14 protein-coding genes and 1 riboswitch are annotated in these 20,005 nt (G+C 40.6%); all 14 genes read right to left on the minus strand.

What is annotated here, in order from left to right:
• Positions 1-152: 152 nt before the first annotated feature.
• The gene (locus tag J2S11_RS01675; RefSeq protein ID WP_307390016.1) at positions 153-1,523 is read right to left on the minus strand and encodes a sigma-54-dependent transcriptional regulator; all 1,371 of its coding nucleotides are present in this window, start codon (positions 1,521-1,523) and stop codon (positions 153-155) included.
• A 3-nt stretch (positions 1,524-1,526) separates the two neighbouring features.
• Positions 1,527-3,641, minus strand: coding sequence for a transporter substrate-binding domain-containing protein (locus tag J2S11_RS01680; RefSeq protein WP_307390018.1), 2,115 nt, complete (start codon positions 3,639-3,641; stop codon positions 1,527-1,529).
• 258 nt (positions 3,642-3,899) lie between these two features.
• Positions 3,900-4,100 carry a YuzK family famiily protein gene (locus tag J2S11_RS01685; protein ID WP_307390021.1) on the minus strand — a complete coding sequence of 67 codons (201 nt, stop codon included), beginning with the start codon at positions 4,098-4,100 and terminating at the stop codon, positions 3,900-3,902.
• 248 nt (positions 4,101-4,348) lie between these two features.
• Entirely contained in the window at positions 4,349-4,714 is a 366-nt protein-coding gene (locus tag J2S11_RS01690; RefSeq protein ID WP_307390023.1) for a carboxymuconolactone decarboxylase family protein, read from the minus strand.
• A gap of 281 nt (positions 4,715-4,995) precedes the next feature.
• A complete protein-coding gene (locus tag J2S11_RS01695) occupies positions 4,996-5,880 on the minus strand; it encodes a MetQ/NlpA family ABC transporter substrate-binding protein (RefSeq protein ID WP_307390024.1) in 885 nt (294 codons plus the stop codon).
• A gap of 142 nt (positions 5,881-6,022) precedes the next feature.
• Positions 6,023-6,700 carry a methionine ABC transporter permease gene (locus tag J2S11_RS01700; protein WP_307390027.1) on the minus strand — a complete coding sequence of 226 codons (678 nt, stop codon included), beginning with the start codon at positions 6,698-6,700 and terminating at the stop codon, positions 6,023-6,025.
• Complete coding sequence (locus J2S11_RS01705) at positions 6,697-7,713, minus strand: methionine ABC transporter ATP-binding protein (protein WP_307390030.1); 1,017 nt, start codon at positions 7,711-7,713, stop codon at positions 6,697-6,699. The genes J2S11_RS01700 and J2S11_RS01705 overlap by 4 nt, the downstream gene beginning before the upstream one ends.
• Before the next feature lie 321 nt (positions 7,714-8,034).
• Positions 8,035-8,147, minus strand: a riboswitch (SAM riboswitch).
• 59 nt (positions 8,148-8,206) lie between these two features.
• Positions 8,207-9,817, minus strand: a complete 1,611-nt coding sequence (locus J2S11_RS01710; RefSeq protein ID WP_307390033.1) for an anti-sigma factor domain-containing protein — start codon at positions 9,815-9,817, stop codon at positions 8,207-8,209.
• A complete protein-coding gene (gene sigI, locus J2S11_RS01715) occupies positions 9,814-10,596 on the minus strand; it encodes an RNA polymerase sigma-I factor (RefSeq protein WP_307390217.1) in 783 nt (260 codons plus the stop codon). Before sigI ends, J2S11_RS01710 begins: the two co-directional genes overlap by 4 nt.
• A 188-nt stretch (positions 10,597-10,784) precedes the next feature.
• Entirely contained in the window at positions 10,785-12,083 is a 1,299-nt protein-coding gene (locus J2S11_RS01720; RefSeq protein ID WP_307390035.1) for an MFS transporter, read from the minus strand.
• A 233-nt stretch (positions 12,084-12,316) separates the two neighbouring features.
• Positions 12,317-14,020: a long-chain-fatty-acid--CoA ligase gene (locus tag J2S11_RS01725; RefSeq protein ID WP_307390038.1), complete on the minus strand. Its 1,704-nt coding sequence runs from the start codon at positions 14,018-14,020 to the stop codon at positions 12,317-12,319.
• A 24-nt stretch (positions 14,021-14,044) separates the two neighbouring features.
• Complete coding sequence (locus J2S11_RS01730; RefSeq protein ID WP_307390040.1) at positions 14,045-15,823, minus strand: acyl-CoA dehydrogenase family protein; 1,779 nt, start codon at positions 15,821-15,823, stop codon at positions 14,045-14,047.
• Positions 15,824-15,888: 65 nt separating this feature from the next.
• Entirely contained in the window at positions 15,889-17,073 is a 1,185-nt protein-coding gene (locus tag J2S11_RS01735; protein WP_307390043.1) for an acetyl-CoA C-acyltransferase, read from the minus strand.
• A 33-nt stretch (positions 17,074-17,106) separates the two neighbouring features.
• Positions 17,107-19,545 (minus strand): 3-hydroxyacyl-CoA dehydrogenase/enoyl-CoA hydratase family protein, encoded by a 2,439-nt coding sequence (locus tag J2S11_RS01740; RefSeq protein WP_307390045.1) that lies wholly within the window; start codon positions 19,543-19,545, stop codon positions 17,107-17,109.
• Positions 19,546-20,005 lie beyond the last annotated feature (460 nt).

Below are 20,005 nucleotides of genomic sequence, written 5' to 3' on the forward strand. Positions count from 1 at the left end.
ATACAATTAATTGTCTTACATTGAAGATGACTCAAAACTAAAAAAGCGGCATTTTTTGCCGCTTCGGAATAATATGCCGCTTTTTCTCCATGCATGCCTCACTAACAACCTAGCTCCTTTTTTTGCATAAAAGCCTTTCCATCTATCTTCTCCTACAGTTCTTCCTTCTTATAGTTCTTAAGCTTATCTCTAAGGCCTCGTTCACTGATCCCCAGTGTATCTGCTGTCTTTTTACGATGTCCCTTGTGAAGCTCTAGAGTCTGTAGGATGACCTCCTTCTCTATTTCCTTTAAACTTTTTCCAATAAGGCTTTTGATACTAGAATCAATGTTCTGTTTTTGAATAGAGAAATTAGCCTTAAGTCTAATTTGTTTTGCAAGATCCTCGGCCACAATGTGCTCCCCTTCGGTGATAACCATTGCAGCTTCAACAATATTGGCAAGCTCTCTAACGTTTCCCGGATAGTCATAGTGCATGATAATTTCAAACGCTTCCGGTGAGAATCCTTTTATTTCCTTACCTAGTTCTAGATTGAACTTTTGAATGAAATGCTGCAATAAAAAAGGAAGATCATCCTTCCTGTCTCTCAAAGGGGGTAGCTCTAGCTCAATCACATTTAATCTAAAATAAAGATCCTCTCTAAACTCTCCTAGCCTTACCGCTTCCTTAAGATCACGATTTGTGGCCGCAATCACACGAACATTTAGTTGAACCGCATCATTTGAACCTAAAGGTGTAACCTCTCTCTGCTGAATAACCCTAAGAAGCTTGGATTGTAGCGTTAATGGCATATCCCCAATCTCATCTAAAAAGATTGACCCTTGATTCGCTATTTGAAACTTGCCCATTCTTTGGGTTACTGCTCCAGTGAAAGCCCCCTTTTCATGACCGAAAAGCTCACTTTCCAGCAAATGCTCTGGAATCGCCGCACAGTTGACTACTTCAAAATGTTCTTTTTTTCGTTTTCCAGAGAAATGTATGGCTCTTGCTACAAGCTCCTTCCCTGTCCCACTTTCTCCTGTGATACACACATTAGTGTCGATATCCTTTAGCTTACCTATAAGCTGATAAATCTTTCTCATCGAGGAACTCTTGCCAATCATACCCTGATAGCCATATTTTTTTTCAAGCTCTTGACTAAGGTACTCCACCTGACTGTTTAATTTTTTGACATGTAGCGCCTGTTTTATGAGTGTATGAATCTCATCAACATTAACTGGCTTTGTCACATAAGAATAGGCTCCTTTTTTAATTGCATCAACGGAGGAAGAGATACTGCCATAAGCCGTCATGATAATAACAATAAGATCTGGTTGATCTGCTTTAAGTTCCTGCAACACATCTAATCCGTTCACAGAGCCTATTTTTAAGTCTAACAAACACACATCAAAAGTTTTCTGCTTTATCCACTGGATTCCTTGATGGGGATCTGTTGTTGTCAGAACATGATAGTCATCCTCCATAGCAAATTGTAAGGAGGAACATATGGATAGTTCGTCATCAATGATTAGTAATTGATTCATATCTTACTTCTCCCTTCTAAAGGATAGAGTAACTGTCGTTCCTTTTCCAACTATACTTTCGATTTCCATTTCTCCATTGTTTTCTTTAATGTATTGATAGGATAAAGCAAGACCTAATCCAACCCCATTAGATTTTGTGGTATAAAAGGGTTCCATCACTCTTTTAATTTGCTTTTCACTCATTCCAATTCCCTGATCAGTCACTTGAATATATACCATTCCTTTTGCATGTCCCTCTTCATTCCATGATCGAATCGTAATATCAGCATAAGAACTTTCACTTTCTACCCTTTCCTTCTCATCTAACGCTTCTACCGAATTAATAATTAGATTAATTAGAACCTGTTTAAGCTGATTTGGGTCTACCTTTATTTCTAAGTCCGGCTTTAAAATTGTTTCTACCTTATACCCTTTTATTTCTACAGCTTTAAGAAATAGGGGGGCTGCCGATTCGATGAATGAGGCAACATTAATCCGCTCAAACTTTTGACCAGCGGGCTTAGCATAATCAATCAGACCTTCAATTAACTCATTTAATCGTTCAATCTCCTTTGGTACATGGTGACTGATTTCCTCTTGGAATCGTAAATTTTGAATTTTGTTCGGGATCAGCTCTACAAATGTTTTAATTGAGGTTAATGGATTTCTTATTTCATGTGCAATTCCAGCTACCAGCTGACTTAATGCTCTACTTTTCTCCTGCTCAAACATTTGATCACGCAGGTGACGTTCATCCGTAATATCCTCAAAGGATAAAATGACTCCTGAAATCTTCTTTTGATAATCATTAAGGGGATACGCATAGTAGCGAAGGTACACCTCTTCCCCCCGATTACCACTTAATGTATGCGATTCTATTTCACCATGAAATTGCTTACCTTTATCAAGAATATCCCGTATCTTGGAATCCAGAACCTCTTTCATTACGGGATTCAATTTATAGGAGACTCCGTTCACTTTGCTTTTCAAATTCATCGTATGAGTGGCCTTCTCATTCATTGATGTGATAATACCTGCACGATCTATTGTAACGATTGCTCTTGGGCTACTTTCAAGAATTTGTTTAGTGAGCTGATCACTATTTTTTACTTCTGTCGCTCGTATGGCTAATGATTCATTTAATTGATTCACATCCTCAGTTCTAATTCTAACTTGCTTTTTCAATTGCCTATTCCAACAAATTCCCAGAAAAAAAATACAACCGATAAATAAACCACTAATGGTAATGATCCGAATCATCATTTCCATCCGTTGCTGCAATTCACCATGTTCATCTACAAACCATTGCTCATGGATCTGTTTATACGTCCCCTGTACTTTAATTTCATTCAAGCCTTCGTTAAGAAATTGAAGTAATGAGTAGTCCTGCTGTCTAACAGCCATCGTATATTCGATAGGCATAACATAACGGTCCACAAAAATAAAATGCTCCTGAACCCCATACTCTTCAAGGAGCTTCTCCGCTGTCACAGCATTTCCTACAAAAGCATCGGCCCTACCTTCCAGTAATAGCCTGAACGCATCTCTCTGGTTTGAGGTGACATGATATTTGATTCTTCTAATGTTTTGTAAAAATTCATATTCAAGTGTATCTTTTTCTAGAGCCACAATTCTTTCCGACAGCTCTGCCAAATTACTAATGGTGGATGAATGCTGAACAGGTACTAGCATCCCAACTTCAGACGTATAATAACGCTCCGTAAAATTAATGTCATCTACATAATTGGCCCTATACGGCACCCCAAGTAAAACGTCTACTCGTTCCTCTTTTAGAGCCTGGACCTTATCACCTGTCCTTACTGGAACCCACTCCAAGGTTAAATCTCCCCAATCAGCAACCGATTTCATAATATCAATATTAAAGCCCTTGTATTCCCCTAGCTCTTCAAACTGATAAGGAGGGAGCAAAGGATCAAAGCCAATACGTAATGGGGAAGGCTCCTCCCCAGCTTGGTTATTCAAGGAAAGATCTCTAGCATATACATGATGCTTTAAGAAAGAATCGAACATATAAGGAATTGTAATGACAGCGGCAACAACACAACACACCGCAACCGCAATAGTAAAATTCCACTTCTTACGGCTTGAAGTGCGTTTAACGAATTGTTCACGCTTCAATGAAAAAAACCTCTCATTCTAATCCCTCCTCTATAAACAAACCGGTGACGAAAATGTACCATGATTACCAAACAAATGTCCACTCTTCTGAGTATAAGATCCTTTATTCGTCACTCCATCAAAAACTTCGTTATAAATAAGAGCTAGAGAACCTTAGCTTTCTAAGTGACTATCTATCTCTGAATATATGAGCTCTGATTATACAAAAAAGAGCCTACCCGACAGATACGTTTGGATAAGCTCTTCCTATTCACTACGTTATTTCAACTTTCGATCAAATTGCTCACATAATCTCATGCTTTCCTCATAATCCTTTTCACGTTGACGTTCAACTTTAAGCTGTGTCTCAAAACAGTTTTCATATTGCGCATAGCTAATACCATGTGCTTGATATAAAGCTGTTTCCATTGACGCTGTTGGCTCTAGTTTACTTGATGAGATAATAAACCATCCTTTCAAATTTGGGTACAGTCTCCACGTTGAGACGCTGTACTATTTTTGGTGGAAGCTTGCTTGTAAGCATTTCTTACAGCGTTTTTCCAACATGTTTATTATATAACCGTTCTACCTAGAGACCAAACGTCATAATTTCCTATATTCATTGCCTCTTCCTACTCCTTATAACTCTCCCTGACATACCTGAGCCATCCATTCATTTCCTTACAAATACCACTAAATCCTCGTTTTATAGGCTAGATTATCAGATTTTAATGCTTCGTGTTTAATTGGGCTAGGCAATCTTGGACAAGGGTAACCCCTTGGCTCATCACAGCCCCGCCACCTATAGCTGCACATACTCCAATAACCTCTAATATCTCTTGCTCAGTAGCTCCGTGATGAATTGCTTCATTAGTATGGTACACAATACAGTATTCATCCTGTGCATACAAACTGATTCCCAAAGCCATAAGCTGCTTCATCTTTTGATCAATGTCTCCGGCTGCAAAGCAGGCTCCTGTGAAATCCATATAGCTGCGGGCAATACTAGGAAGCTTTTCTTCAAACTGCCCAAGGCCCTCCTTATAATCTTGAATCCATAATTCTACTTCACTTTCCATATATTCTTCCTGCATGCTATCGTCTCCCTTCAGTCAATTTCAATTTGAATACTTTTTACAGATACTTTTTACAGATGCTTTTTACAGATGCTTTTTACAGATGCTTTTTTAGATGCTTTACTACGTTTATACTCAGTAAGATACCCATTCCTTTTTCTGCTTATCCAGCACAGCAATTAAAAAGCTTGATTGTTCCTAGGATAAGTTGACTAAGGCTTGGTATCCTAAGTTAAAGAAAAAACTAGACAAATGACGTAAACGTCACTCATCTAGTTCATCTTTCTCCTGCCCCATTTTTAGAAGGCTGGTATAACATTTCCTTCATATTTCTCTAGGATATAATCACGCACTTCTGGTGAATTTAGGGCTTCTGCTAATTTTTGAATTCCTTCATCGTTCTGGTTTGCTTCTAAAGCAGCCAAAACATTAACGTATGGATTGTTATCTGGCTCCTCAAGAATCAGAGAATCCTCTGCTGGTGATAATCCTGCTTGCAGTGCATAGTTCGTGTTAATGATAGCCAAATCGCCATCTACATAGGCCTGCGCTAACGTAGCAGCTTCTACACCTCTAAATTCAAAATTGTGTGGGTTGTCTACGATATCGCGAACAGTTCCGTAGAAGCCAACTCCTTCAGCTAAAGTAATAAGTCCTTTAGATTCTAAAAGAGCAAGCACTCTTCCTTCCTCTGACACAGCGTCTGGATGTAGGATCAACGCTCCATCTGGAAGGTCCTCAATGGAATCATAGCGATCAGAGTAACCACCCATCGGCTCGATATGAACACCTGCTACTTCAACTAATCCGTAATTATGCTCTTCATTTTGAGACGTTAGATAAGGAATGTGCTGGAAGAAGTTAGCATCTAAATCTCCCTCAAACAAGTTTTTGTTCGGTAGGATATAATCCTGGAATACAGTAACCTCTAAGCTAATTCCTTGCTCTTCTAATAATGGAGCAACCACTTCTTCTAAAATTTCAGCATGTGGAACAGCTGTAGCTCCAACCTTAAGCACCTGAGTTTCTGTTTCATTCGTGTTCTCCTCCGTACCTTCTGACGGAGTTTCTCCTTGATTCTGCTCCTCATTTGGTGCTGATTCCTCACCTTGACCACAAGCTACTGCAACTAATGAAACAATTAGTAGTAGTGCTAATAATATAAATCCTTTTCTTTTTAACATCTGACCTACTCCTCTTTTATCTGAATTAATTATATTAGAAAAACTTGGCTTATCGCCAAGTTTTGGCAAAAGCCTTAGTTTATCTTATACTATCTACCTTTGAGCTTATAAATTCTGAAAGTATAAAAACCTCATTGCTTGCTTAGCGCTTATCTATCTGCTTGACAATAAGATCTCCTACCGATTGAATGAGCTGCACAAGAATCACAATGATTACGGTAGCTACAAGAGTTATCTCCAAATTATTACCTTGGAACCCATAACGATAAGCGATATACCCTAATCCTCCTGCACCAATGACCCCTGCCATAGCCGTATAGCCTATAAGTGCAATTCCAGTTACCGTAAGACCTGAGACAATAGCAGGCAAGGATTCAGGAAGTAAAACTTTATAAATGATCTTTAGATTGCTAGCACCCATCGCTTTAGCCGCCTCGACAACCCCTTTTGGAATTTCTCGAAGCCCTATCTCCACTAATCGTGCGTAAAAGGGAGCAGAAGAAACAACTAGAGCGGGAATCGCTGCTGATGTCCCAATTCCACTTCCTATAATAATGCGCACATAGGGCATCAGGATAATAATTAGAATAATAAAAGGGATAGATCGTAGGACATTAACCACAAATCCTGCTGATTTATAAAAAATCTGGCTTTCCCAAGGGTTCCCCTTAGCCGTCATATAAAGCAAAATTCCTAAAGGAATACCCAATAGAGCTGTAAAAAGAAGCGATACACCCGTCATATAGAGGGTTTCTACAACTCCTTCCCAAATCGTATCCCAATACACATTCGGTAAAACCTGCTCTAACCAATTCATCATCCTACTAACACTTCCACTTCTACCTGCTGCTCCTGAAGAAATTGAATCGCCCTATTGATCTCAGCCTCAGAACCTGTCAGATGTAAAAACAGCGTACCGTATGAGGAATCCTTCAATTTATTTATCTTTCCTTGAACGACATTCACATCAACATCACAGCTTCTTATTAATTTTGAAAGAATGGGCTGCCCGGAAGTCTGTACTAAGAAGTGACACTGCACAACCTTTCCTTCTGCAATATTCCATTCCGCTTGAGCCTCCAAGGCTTCACTTGATTCAGTAATCTGTTTGACAAAATCCTTTGTGATTTGCTGCTTAGGCTCTTTAAAGACCTGAAGAACCTGACCAAGCTCGACTACCCTTCCCTCCTCCATAACAGCTACACGGTCACATATCTTTTGAATGACATGCATCTCATGAGTAATTAGGATAATCGTTAGCCCTAGCTTCTGGTTAATATCCTTTAGCAATTCAAGAATGGAATCTGTTGTTTTTGGATCCAAGGCGGACGTAGCTTCATCACAAAGTAAAACAGTGGGTTGATTGGCTAGCGCTCTAGCAATCCCTACACGCTGCTTTTGACCTCCACTAAGCTGAGAAGGGTATTGCTGTTCTTTACCCTCTAGGCCAACTAAACGAATAAGCTCGTGCACACGCTCCTGCCTAACCGACTTAGGAACATTAGCAACCTCTAATGGTAATGCGATATTATCAAAAACGGTTCGTGACCAAAGGAGATTAAAATGCTGAAAGATCATCCCTATCTTCTGCCTTTTAACTCGCAGATCTCTAGACGATAAACGACTGATAGGAACTCCATCTATCCAAATTTCTCCCTCTGTCTGACGTTCAAGCTGATTAATCATTCTGATTAATGTGCTTTTCCCTGCCCCGCTGTATCCAATAACGCCAAAAATTTCACCCTTCTCAACGTTAAGGCTTACCTGATCAACAGCCTTAATCTTTTTTTGACCTGATTTAAATAGCTTTGCAACACCTTTAATTTCAATCATTTGTCTCACCTGCTTCCTGTTAAAGAGTATGTCAGATTCATTTCCCTCTCATACTCTGCACTTCGTACAAAGGAGTATGACGCATAGTTAAACTCCTAATGTGTATTATTCTAATTTTTCCAATATGTTTACTAAGGGTATAAACATCAGGAAATCCTAGCAGCTTACCAATTCTATCTTGGTAACTGCCTTATGTGTTTAATCTAAGAAAAGAAAGAATAAAATGAGCATACACCATTACCAATAGCTTCTCTTAGGTTTAAGAAAAAACAAAAAATCCCTCAGCTTCAAAAGCCGAAGGATAAGATTAACGTTCTCATCCACTCATCTTTCGAAGACATCATCTTCGCAGGATTTGGCACCTTTCCGATTCCAGTTGGATCGGCGGTTGCCGGGTTTCATAGGGCCAGTCCCTCCACCACTCTTGATAAGAGTTTTTACGTTCAATTCAATTGTGTATTGATATTACCACAGGAAAGAAAATTTGTAAATATTAAATATCCTGTTTTGCTTGTTGACGATGATCATTGTTAAAAAAATGATCCTGTATATTTTGTTTATTATCGTCTTTTATCCCTTTATCTAGCTCTTTGTTATTAATATTTTTATCAGGTACATTTCGATCAATACCATCATCTGTTATTTTGTCATCTGCGATACCTGTATCATTACCAGGTGGATCATTTGCCGTACCTCTATCCTTATTACGATCATCTCTCACTGTGCCTCTTGAATCTTCATCTTGACCTTGATCGTTGGAGTCTCTGTCATTAGCAAATTTCGTATCGCTGTCCTTTTTCTCGTCTTTATCTTCCTTCGAATCTTTATCCTTCTCTTCTTTGTCTTGATCATCCTTTTTACCGTTTGTCTGTAGATTCTTAGAATCTTTATCAGGACGATCTGTTGCTGTCTCTTTTTCCTCATCCTCGCCTTTGTCAATGTCATCAGGCTTATTGGTAGCTAATTCCTTACTACCTTTGTCATTGTCTTTGTCTTTTCCTTTATCCTTGTCATTATCCTGATTGCCTTGATTAGGACTCGGATTGCTAGGCGCAGGTGGCACAACTGTTGGTGGTTCAACGACCGGTGGCTTTTCCGGTTCAGTAGCATCAACGATGGCTTCCTCTAGTTCTTCCTCTTCCTCTAGAGCCCATTCCACTTCTTCCTCGGACTCTTCTGGCAGAGTTGGCTCTTCTGGCAGATTCCTTCTATATATGTTCTCAAAGAAGCTATTTCCAATAGCCAGTTCGAGACCACCTACTCTCTGAGCAATCTGAGAAATAGCCATCTCCTTGAGTTCACCGATCTCAAGCTCAAGTCCTTGCTCTAGTGCAGCTAAGTATATAACATATCTTGCAGGTGAGATACCATGTTTTAAAGCTTCTTCACGATCGTCGTAGGTGGTAACCATACGATGAATGGATATAGATGGGTCTTCATCCTGCTCTATGATAGTCCCGCCTCTGTTCGAAACGGTTAAGGGTACCTGATTCTCTTCCTGACTTCCTGTTTCATGCTCATGAAAAGCCTGGTCTAGCACCTTATCCTCTAGCCCATCATAAATTTTATCTAGCCCCATATCAAACTGCTTCTGAGTCGATTCACTTAGGAAAGTAGTGGATAATAAAATATCATGATTCCCATTTAAATAACCTAGATTTTTAGCCGCCTTGATAATATCAAATGCTACGTAATCGAGGTGCTTTCCTAGTTCATCATCAAGATAATCTATTAATTTTAACCCTTCCTGATTCCAACCAGTAATGCTCAAAACATTAAAATCACGATCAATACTAATTTCAACACTAGGGTTGATATCCAAGCTTACAAAAGCAATGGCTTCGTCTTCTTGGAATAATGCACCAAAAGCAAAAACAGAGACAAAAACAAAAAGAAATGAGGCCGCTACAATCAAGGGGGCCCTAAAGCTTTTTCTGCTTTTACGTGGTTTTACTTTTTCAACGATATGAACATGGGGTATGGGTACTTCATCACCAACCCGACATCCTTGCTGATTTTGAATATTAACCGCTCTAAATTCGCCTTCATTCGTGAGGACAATAGCTTGTTCATTGTCTATTTCAAGAATGACCCCTTTACTCACTGCTGTCCCTCCCTTCTGTCAAGTTCTTCCTCAGGCTCAATATACGAACGGAGAGATAGAAAATCCCCTATATAGATTAAAGCCATCGCTATTATATATTTTCGATTGCGCTCTACTGTTTTACGACTGCAATTTACAAATTTTAATAACTCTTTCATCGGTAATTGTTTCTTTTCTAGCAGATGGTCAATAAATTCCGGTTTTTCTGCCAAAAATTTAGCAATTTGCTTTGCATTTTCTCTGGCATCTACATGCTTAGGACATAAGTGAATGAGTTCACTAAATGTAATATCAAACTTCTCTAGCTGCTGTTTATACTCCATAATATCTAGCTTACGCTTTTCACTTTCCTGTTGGTTTTGATATTGCACAACAGATGCGTTAATTTGAGCTAGGCTTTCCGCCTGCTGATTATCCTCATCCTTCATTTCTGGCTCTAAGAAAATATCTCTTGTTTGTCTTGATTCTTTCCTTATATAATCAATAACTCTGCGACGGATAACCATCTCCGCAAAGGATAGAAATGTACTTCCTTGCTTTGCCTCAAAGTAATCAATCGCTTCATTAAACGCTTCAATAGCCACACTATACTCATCTCTAGACTGATCTATATATTGTTTACAAACCTTTGATGCTACTTTTGCAATAAAAGGCTGGTATTTTTTTATAAAATCATTACGATAGGTAGAATCCTGCTTCGCTTGCTCTACATAGAATTCAATCTTCTCTTTATCAGTGACTGGCTGCTGGCGCTTTTTCATCCACTTTCCAATTATCATTTGTATCAAACGATTTCACCTCGCCATACAATTCATTCGATTTTTATAGTCATTTCGATTTTGGGCCACCAGCTGGCATATATACCCAATTTAAAGAGTCATACTTATTCTTAAAGGGTATATCAAGTGATAAAGATTGTCTATGTTCATTTTGTTACAGATAATCACAATATTTTCCTGCAACCTCGTTACTCTATGCTTTTTTCGTGAGAATTCCCTTGTTTTCTAAGGTTTTTTTCTTCTCTCTTCGGATGAAAAGAATAGTAAAAAAAACTTGACCCACAGAAATATAAAGTGGCAGTTATAGCAAAAACATATGCATATCCCCAATAATTCCCGTACGCTGACACGATGGCTGTACTCACAGGACCCATCAAAGCCCAACCAAGCATAAACACCATCTGCCCTACACTGTTCGCTAATCCTTTCATTGAGTCATCCACCTTAGCCATCATAATGCTAGAGTGAATCGGATTTCCTGCGTTCATCAGCGCCTGTCTAAACAGAAAGCTTACAGAAGCTAATTGAAAATTTGTGGTCAACCCTGTTATTAATAAAAAAGGAATAGAGGACATTTGTAGAAAGACAACTGCCCTAACCTCACCTAATTTCCGAACCACAAAGGGACCGATGAACATCGCAATAGCCGTAGCAGCTTGACCTAGAGAAACGACGATACCTATTGATGTATTGGAAGCGTCAAAACGGTCAGCAAAGTACACATTAAGATAGGGAATAACTAAACCTGCGCCAAACCCTATAAACATTTGTGAGACTGCAAAAATACCAATAACTTTAAAAGAAGTCTTATTTGCCTTTAGACCTTCTTTTATGGTCTTTATGGAAAAGGTTGTTATTTTTTTCGTTACGAGCTTTCTTTTCTCCTGTATCATAAACAGGGGAACAATGGCAAATAACGTGATGGCTGCTCCAATTAATAATGTGATACGGAGACTAATCACCTCACTAAGCCCCATGACATGTTGAAACATATCAGTCAAAACACCACCACCTACATTTCCAACCACATTGGCCAGCATGAGGATAGCAAAATTGAAGCTAAATAGATGTACCCTTTGCTCTTTCGTAGAGTTTTCTGAGAGAAAGGGAATAGCCGATACTTGAATAAAGGCTGAAAAAGCACCTGTCATAAATGCTGTTACAACTAAGCCTGATTTAGCCTCTAAAATAGCACGCAGGGCAAAGCTAACGGTGGTGAGTAACAAGCCCAATACTATCACTTTTTTTCGTCCAATTCTATCGCTCAAAAGACCTGCAGGAATTAGGGCTATAGCTGTGGCTAAGGACGTCATTGAAATCACTTGCCCTAGGACTACAGGATCATAGCCCAGTGCTCTCACGTATAGATTGTACATAATCATGAAAAAGCCCATTCCAATTTGGAACAGGATATTAGCCCATAAAAAAAGGCGTACATTTCGATTGTAGCCCTTCACATTAGTAACCCACTCATGTATCACAGACATGTTACTTCCTCGCTCTACATAGAATAATTAACTCACTCATATTTATTCTCATATTCTTTAATCCCGATTCTTATTCCCAAATCGGTAAACTCAAATTATTTCGGATTCCAAAGTAATTATATCGTATGTTCGGTTAGAGGGGAAGAAAATCTTTCAAGTAACTTATCAATTCTGATAGTACAAAACAGCCACCGTACTCCATTTCAGTCACGGTGGCTGTTTACAGATGTTGACTACCCTATCTTTTCAGAGGAGCTTTTGGAAAGAGATTTCTTTTCTTCTTCTTCAATCAGCTTACGCTTAAGAACCTTACCCACCATTGTTTTAGGCAGGTCTTCTCTAAACTCATAAATTCTCGGCACTTTATATGCAGCCAAGCGCTCACGACACCACTGATCTAATTCCTCCTCTGTCAGCCTTTCCCCTTGTTTGAGAACAATAAAGGCTTTTACCGTTTCGCCTCTGTACTTATCGGATATCCCAACAACGGCACCTTCTTGAATTTTTGGATGTTCAAAGAGAACCTCTTCAACCTCTCTCGGATAGATATTAAAACCACCAGCAATAATCATATCCTTCTTACGATCAGTAATATAGAAGAAGCCTTCTTCATCCATTTTTGCAATATCTCCTGTTAACAACCAGCCATCCTTCAATACATCCTGCGTCGCTTGTTCTTTATTCCAATAGCCTTTCATAAGCTGCGGTCCTTTAACGGCTAATTCCCCTATTTCTCCAAGAGGTATATCTTGTCCAGTTTCTAAATCAACTACTTTGGCCTCCGTATCTGGCCAAGGCAAGCCTATTGATCCGAGTTTCCGCTTCTCCCACAGCATATTGGCATGTGTGACAGGAGAAGCTTCTGTTAGACCATAGCCTTCTACTAATCTCCCTTTTGTAAGCGCTTCAAATTTTTCTTGCACTTCTAAAGGAAGAGGAGCAGACCCACTAATACATATATTAATAGAAGATAAATCATATTGATGAATCTTCGGATGATTAATGACCGAAATATACATGGTAGGTGCGCCCGGGAAAATCGTCGGCTTCTTCTTATCAATAACCTTTAGGATGAGATCAATATCAAATTTAGGAATGAGTAATAAAGTGCCTGCTGTATACATAGCTAGATTCATAACAGTAGTCATACCATACACATGGAAAAATGGAAGCGCTGCCAAAAATATTTCTTTTGCATCCTCTGTCTGGTACATCCATTTCCTAGCTTGTATCGTATTAGCCACCAAGCTGTAATGAGTAAGCATCACTCCTTTGGCTGCTCCAGTGGTACCACTCGTATATTGCAGAAGAGCTAGATCTTCCTTGGGGTTAATAGTAACTTGAATTTCTTCACTAGAAGCATGCCCTAAAAGCTCAGACCAAGGGTGGATTCCCTGTGTGTAATTGACCTTTGTTGTAAGGCCGTCTTTCTTCGCTTTTAAAGGATAGAGTAGATTTTTTGGAAAAGGTAGGTAGTCTTTAATTGATGTGACTATCACATGCTTGAGGGGAGAATCTGGCTGTACCTTCTTTATTCTTTTCATTAGAATGTCTAACGTCACCAGAAGCTCTGCTCCCGAGTCGTTAAGAAGATGAAGCAATTCACGCTCTGTATACAGTGGATTTGTTTCTACTACTATGGCACCAAGCATTAGGCTTCCATAGTAGGAAATAATCGCTTGGGGGCTGTTAGGCAGCATAATGGCAACCCGATCCCCTTTTTTTATTCCAAGTCCATGTAAAGCGTTAGCAAACCTGCACGTAGCCTCGTAAAGCTGGGTATAGGTCATTTCCCTCCCCATAAACTCTAACGCTTTATGGGCAGGGTATTGCCTTGCCGATTTCTTTAGGAAATCGGCAAGATTGTGCTCCGGGTAGTCATAGCTTAGCTGAAGCTCAGGCGGATAATACGTGGACCAAGGCTTGTTTTCATACATCCCTTTCACCTCAATATAAATTTCTTAAACTACGTATTTCTCTGCTTCAATCACCTTTGCTGCAATATGCCTCTTTAGCTCTATCGTTGGTAAGGAAGATTTACGCGTTAATTTTTTCAGCATAGAAAGCTGAGTTCGAAGGACATCCCCACTTTCTATGTGAGTAAGAATTTCTTTAGCAAATCCATCTAACCGATCCATCGCTTCATGACTGTAGACTTTTGTCATGCATACGGCTAGCTGATTGCGTTCCTCTCCAAGCTTTTCTACACGTTTTTTTGTTCGTAATAAGGCACTTTCTAAAGCAAAAATCTGGATCACGATATCACTTAAGTGACTAACAACCTCTTGCTCCTGCTCTAGTTTTTCTTGGTATTTTTGCACAGCTAAGCCACTGCACATAAGAAAGATTTTCTTAGCCATCTGTAGAAGATGCTCTTCTTCCCCTAGCACACCCTCAAATGTTTGTCCTGGCATCATTTGCATCAACTCTCCCTGTAGTGCCTGAGCCTGTTGAATGATCGGGAGCTGACCCTTAAGAGCTTTCCTCATTAAAGTAGCTGGAATCAGAAGTCGATTAATCTCATTCGTTCCTTCAAAAATACGATTGATTCGTGAATCTCGATAGATCCGTTCAATTTTGTACTCTTGAATAAAACCATAGCCACCATGAATCTGCACACCTTCATCAGCAACGAAATCCAGCACCTCGGAGCCAAAAACTTTATTAATAGAGCATTCAAGGGCATATTCAGATATTCCCTTAGCATATTGTAAGCCTGCATCCTCGGCATCCTGATCTAAGCCTTGAAGGCCTTGCTCAATTAAGCCTGCTGTACGATAAACCATACTTTCAAGTACATAAGTAGCCATATTCATTTCAGCTAGCTTTTTACCTACAAGGGGAAAGCTAGAAATAGACTTACCAAACTGTTTGCGCTCATTGGCATATTTAGCCGAAAGAGAAATGGATTCCTTAGCAGCTCCAAGGCAGCCAATACCCAGCTTATACCGACCTATATTAAGGATGTTGAAGGCAATGACATGACCTCTACCTGCCTCACCAAGTAGGTTTTCCTTAGGGACTTTAACTCCCTCTAGAATAAGAGGACAGGTAGACGAGCCTTTAATCCCCATCTTCTTCTCTTCTGGACCTATTGAAACGCCTTCATATTCCTTCTCCACGATAAATGTACTGAAGCCTTCTCCCTCGATCTTGGCATAGACGATGAAAATATCGGCAAAGGCAGCATTTGTAATAAATTGCTTCGTTCCATTTAGCACATAATGCTCACCGTCATCTGAAAGAGCAGCAGATGCTTTTGCTCCTAAGGAATCCGAGCCTGAGGAGGGCTCAGTTAAGCAATAAGCAGCTATTTTTGCCCCTGTTGCTAGATCAGGAAGATACTTTTCCTTCTGTTTTTTCGTTCCAAAAAAAACGATGGGCAGGGTCCCTATTCCGGTATGTGCTCCCATAGTTAAAGAAAGGGAGGACGCCTTAGACAAAACCTCGGCAATCACAGACGAGCTTACCTTATCCAGCTCTAATCCCCCATAAGCTTCTGGTATATCTGCTCCTAGAAGTCCAACTTCGCCAGCTTTTCGTAAAAGCTCAACAGTCAGTTCATAGTCTAAGCTCTCAATTTGCTCATCCTTGGGAAGTACTTCATTTTCAAGAAAATCCTTCGCTGTTTCCGCAAACATACGCTGCTCATCTGTAAAATCCTCCGGTGTGACGACATCATCATGCTCCAGATCCTCAACTAGAAAACCTCCTCCAACCACCTGCTTCTTCAGTTGCATTGCTCTATCCCCTTTCTATTTCATTTCTATACGTGCTACCAAAGGTAAGCTTTTGATAAATTTATCTACGACGCATGAACCTCTAGTATTCCCGCAGCTCCCATTCCACCACCAATACACATCGACACAACTCCAAGCCCTCCACCTCTACGTCTTAACTCATAGATTAAGCTTGTGGTGAGCTTAGCCCCTGTACAGCCTAGTGGATGCCCTAAAGCAATGGCACCACCATTCACATTCACCTTTGCCCCGTCAATGTGTAGATGACGAATAATCTGTAAACATTGAGCGGCAAACGCTTCATTAATTTCAAACAAATGAATATCCTCCTGCTTCAATCCAGCTAGCTTTAACGCTTTAGGGATCGCTTCAACAGGTCCAATCCCCATAATATCTGGCTCTACACCAGCAACGGCAAAGGATCGGAACGTCGCTAAGGGCTCTAGTCCTAGCTCTTTAGCCTTTTCTTTGCTCATAACCAAAGCCATCGCAGCTCCATCACTCATTTGCGAGGAATTTCCCGCCGTCACCGTCCCCTTCAGAGCAAAGGCAGGTTTTAATTGCTCCAAACGTTCTAAAGAAGTATCTGCCCTAACCCCTTCATCTCGCTCAAAGACAAATTCCTTCTCCCATGCCCTTCCTTCTCCATTCACTCCACTTTGTCTGACATGTACAGGCAGGATTTCCTCATCAAATTTGCCGGATTTCAAGGCAGCTGCCGCTTTCTGATGACTAGCGAACGCAAATTCGTCCTGAGCCTGCCTACTTACGCCAAAGCGATGAGCTACATTTTCTGCTGTAAGACCCATATTGATGTAAATCTCAGGCATGTGCTCTACAATCTTAGGGTGAGGGGAGGGCTTGAAGCCAGCCATTGGTACAGCACTCATGCTCTCAATACCCCCAGCTAGAATGACATCCGCGTGTCCAAGCATGACTCTTTCTGCTGCCATGGCGATCGTCTGCAAGCCTGACGAACAAAATCGATTAATTGTTAGAGCTGGAACGGACGCAGGTAAGCCAGCATAAAGGGAGACTATGCGAGCAAAATTTAAGCCTTGTTCTCCCTCAGGCATAGCACAGCCAATGATGACATCATCAATATCCTGTTTCTCTAATCCAGCCGCTCTTTGGAGCACACCTTCAATAACCGTCTTCCCAAGGTCTTCCACCCTTGTTTGAGCTAGACTTCCTTTCTTCGCTTTCCCAACCGCCGTCCTTGCCACCGATACAATCACAGCTTCCTTCATTTTAATCACTCCTTCTTCACTGTCATTCGGACACTAATTACGCAATGGCTTACCCTTCGTCAGCATATGCTGAATACGTTGCTGTGTTTTTGGTTCCCCGCACAAGCTGATGAATGCTTCACGCTCCAAATCTAATAAGTATTGCTCAGAAACGAGGCTCCCCGCTGGAACACTCCCCCCTGCTATAACATGGGCTAGCTTATTGGCAATGAAACGGTCGTAATCGCTGATATAACCAGCTTGATGCATCATATAAACCCCCATCTGCAGGACCGCTTTTCCATTTTCACCAACCACTTTTATCTTCTTTTCAATGGGAGCCCTGTACCCTGCATTGGTTAAAGATAAGACCTCTTGCTTTGCTCTATATAGCTGAGCATCCCTTTCAAGCACTATTGGATCACTTTTTCTTAACAAGCCAAGCTTTTTGGCCTCATGAGCACTAGTAGATACCTTGGCTAAGCCAATCGTTTCAAAGGCTTTATTGACGACAGGCTGTAAATCAGCATCCTTAATAGACTCAATTTGATTACTAGCTCTAAGAGCCATCTCTTTACAGCCTCCGCCTCCAGGGATAAGACCAACTCCGACCTCAACTAAGCCATAATACGTTTCAGCATGGGGAACAACAACATCTGCTCCCATACAGACCTCAACACCTCCTCCTAGCGTCATTTGATGTGGTGCGGCAATAACAGGCTTTTCAAAGTATTTGAGGTTATACATTGTTTCCTGGAACTGACGGACTATCAGATCAATTTCATCCCACTCACCACTCTGTGCCTCCATAAGCAGCTGCATGATATTTGCTCCAACACAGAAATTACGTCCTTCATTCGCTATAATAAGTCCCTTAAAGTTCTTCCTAACCTCATCCATGCTTTGCTGAATTAGCATTAAAATATCTGCTCCGATCGCATTATTCGGAGAATGGAATTCTAGACATGCCACACCATCACCGATATCGATTAGACTAGCTCCACTATTAGATAGCACGGCTTCCTTTTTGGACTTTTTATCCTTAAGCGAAATATGAGTAGGCCTAGTTTGAAGCTCCCGAAGCTCACCCTTATTCACATAAAGCAGTTGATCAGCTTCTCTTTCATAGAAGCTTTCATGTCCTTCTGCTACCCACTCTTTGACCCATGCTGGTACCGTTAAGCCCTCTTTCTCCATCCTCTTCACGGACTCCACTAAGCCAATCGCATCCCAAGCCTCAAAGGGACCTAGCTCCCAGTTAAAGCCCCATTTCATCGCCTGATCTATTTCCACTATCGTATCGGCAATCTCTCCAACCTTTTCAGCGGAGTAGATCAATACCTTTTTCAGCAGATCCCAGGCCAGCTTAGCGTACTGATCATCCGCTTGATAAAGCGCTTTCAATTTGTTTGGTGCCTGCTTAGCTTGCTTCGCAGCATCAAGGGATGTCCCTTTCACCTTGTTTTTCGGCTGATACTCTAGGGTTTTGATATCCAAAGATAGAATTTCACTGCCCTGATCTGTCTTGATTTTCTTATAAAAGCCCTGTCCTCCCTTCTCTCCAATCCATCCTCTCCGGACCATTTCTTGTACATAATCTGGAAGAGCAAAAGCCTGCTTCTCCTCCTCGTCCTCCACCTGTTCATACACGTTGCGAGCCACATGGACAAAAGTATCCAAACCTACTATATCCAAGGTTCGAAATGTAGCGCTTTTTGGCCTGCCCATCGCTGGACCACTCACTGCGTCTATATCATCAACGGTATAACCGTTATCCCTCATTTCCTGCATAGAAACAATCAGCCCATATGTGCCGATACGATTAGCAATAAAATTAGGGGTGTCCTTTGCTAGGACAACTCCTTTTCCTAATACCTTTTCACAAAAGGCAACCATCTGCTCAAGTAAAGTGGAATCTGTTAATGGGTGAGGAATAACCTCTAGTAGTTTCATATATCTTGGCGGATTAAAAAAATGGGTTCCCATAAAGGACGCCTTAAACTCGTCAGAAAGCTCCTCAGCCATGGCCTCTATAGAAATTCCAGATGTATTTGTTGTGACAATTGTTCCTGGCTTCCAATGCTTCTCAATTTTCGCTAGAAGTTCTTTTTTAACGTCTAGGTTTTCAACAACAACTTCTACAATCCAGTCCACCTCTTGAATACGCCGAAGATCATCCTCTACATTTCCCGGTGTAATTCGCTCGACAAATGAAGGATCATAAAAGGCGGCTGGCTTCATCTTCCCTAATCGTTTAAGGGCAGTTGTTGCTAGTTTGTTTCTTACCTGAGGGTCTTCTAGAGTAAGTCCCTTATTCTCTTCCTCTGACGAAAGCGATTGAGGGAGAATATCAAGAAGATAGCAAGGGATGCCTACATTCGCAAGATGGGCAGCGATGCTTGCTCCCATTACCCCCGAGCCTATAACGGCGGCCTTTTTAATGTGAAGGGGCTTCCCTTGTACGCTTTGTACCTGAGTTTTAATAGATTCCATCACAAACCCTCCTAATCAAATAAAGTACTGAATGATCTAAAGTTCACAATAAGGAACTGTCTCGACATAAAATTTAAGTTATTTTCTGATTCGCAGATTCCTCAACTTGACGGACTTAATGGAATATTCCGAACAAACAAGACAGTCTACTAGTTACGTAAAAAAGCTCCATATAGTACAAGCATGAAACTCTTATTGTCAATCGTTTCGTTTTAGCCCCCTTTTTATACAATGTGGCAGTAGAAAGCATAACTTTTTCTTAATTGAAAGCTGATACATTCGCTTGTGGGCAATTATGACATAAGAAGTGAATATTGGCTGGTGTTGTTAGTTGACTTTTACCCTGTTTTTGCATGACTAAACGTGGGTGCAGGCTATGAAGTGGAAATAGTTGAATTTGGTTACATATTGACAAGTAGCGCAAACCCATCTACAATGACTAAATAACTGAATGAGCGTT

The organism is Bacillus horti (genome assembly GCF_030813115.1).
Taxonomy (GTDB): Bacteria; Bacillota; Bacilli; order Caldalkalibacillales; family JCM-10596; genus Bacillus_CH; species Bacillus_CH horti.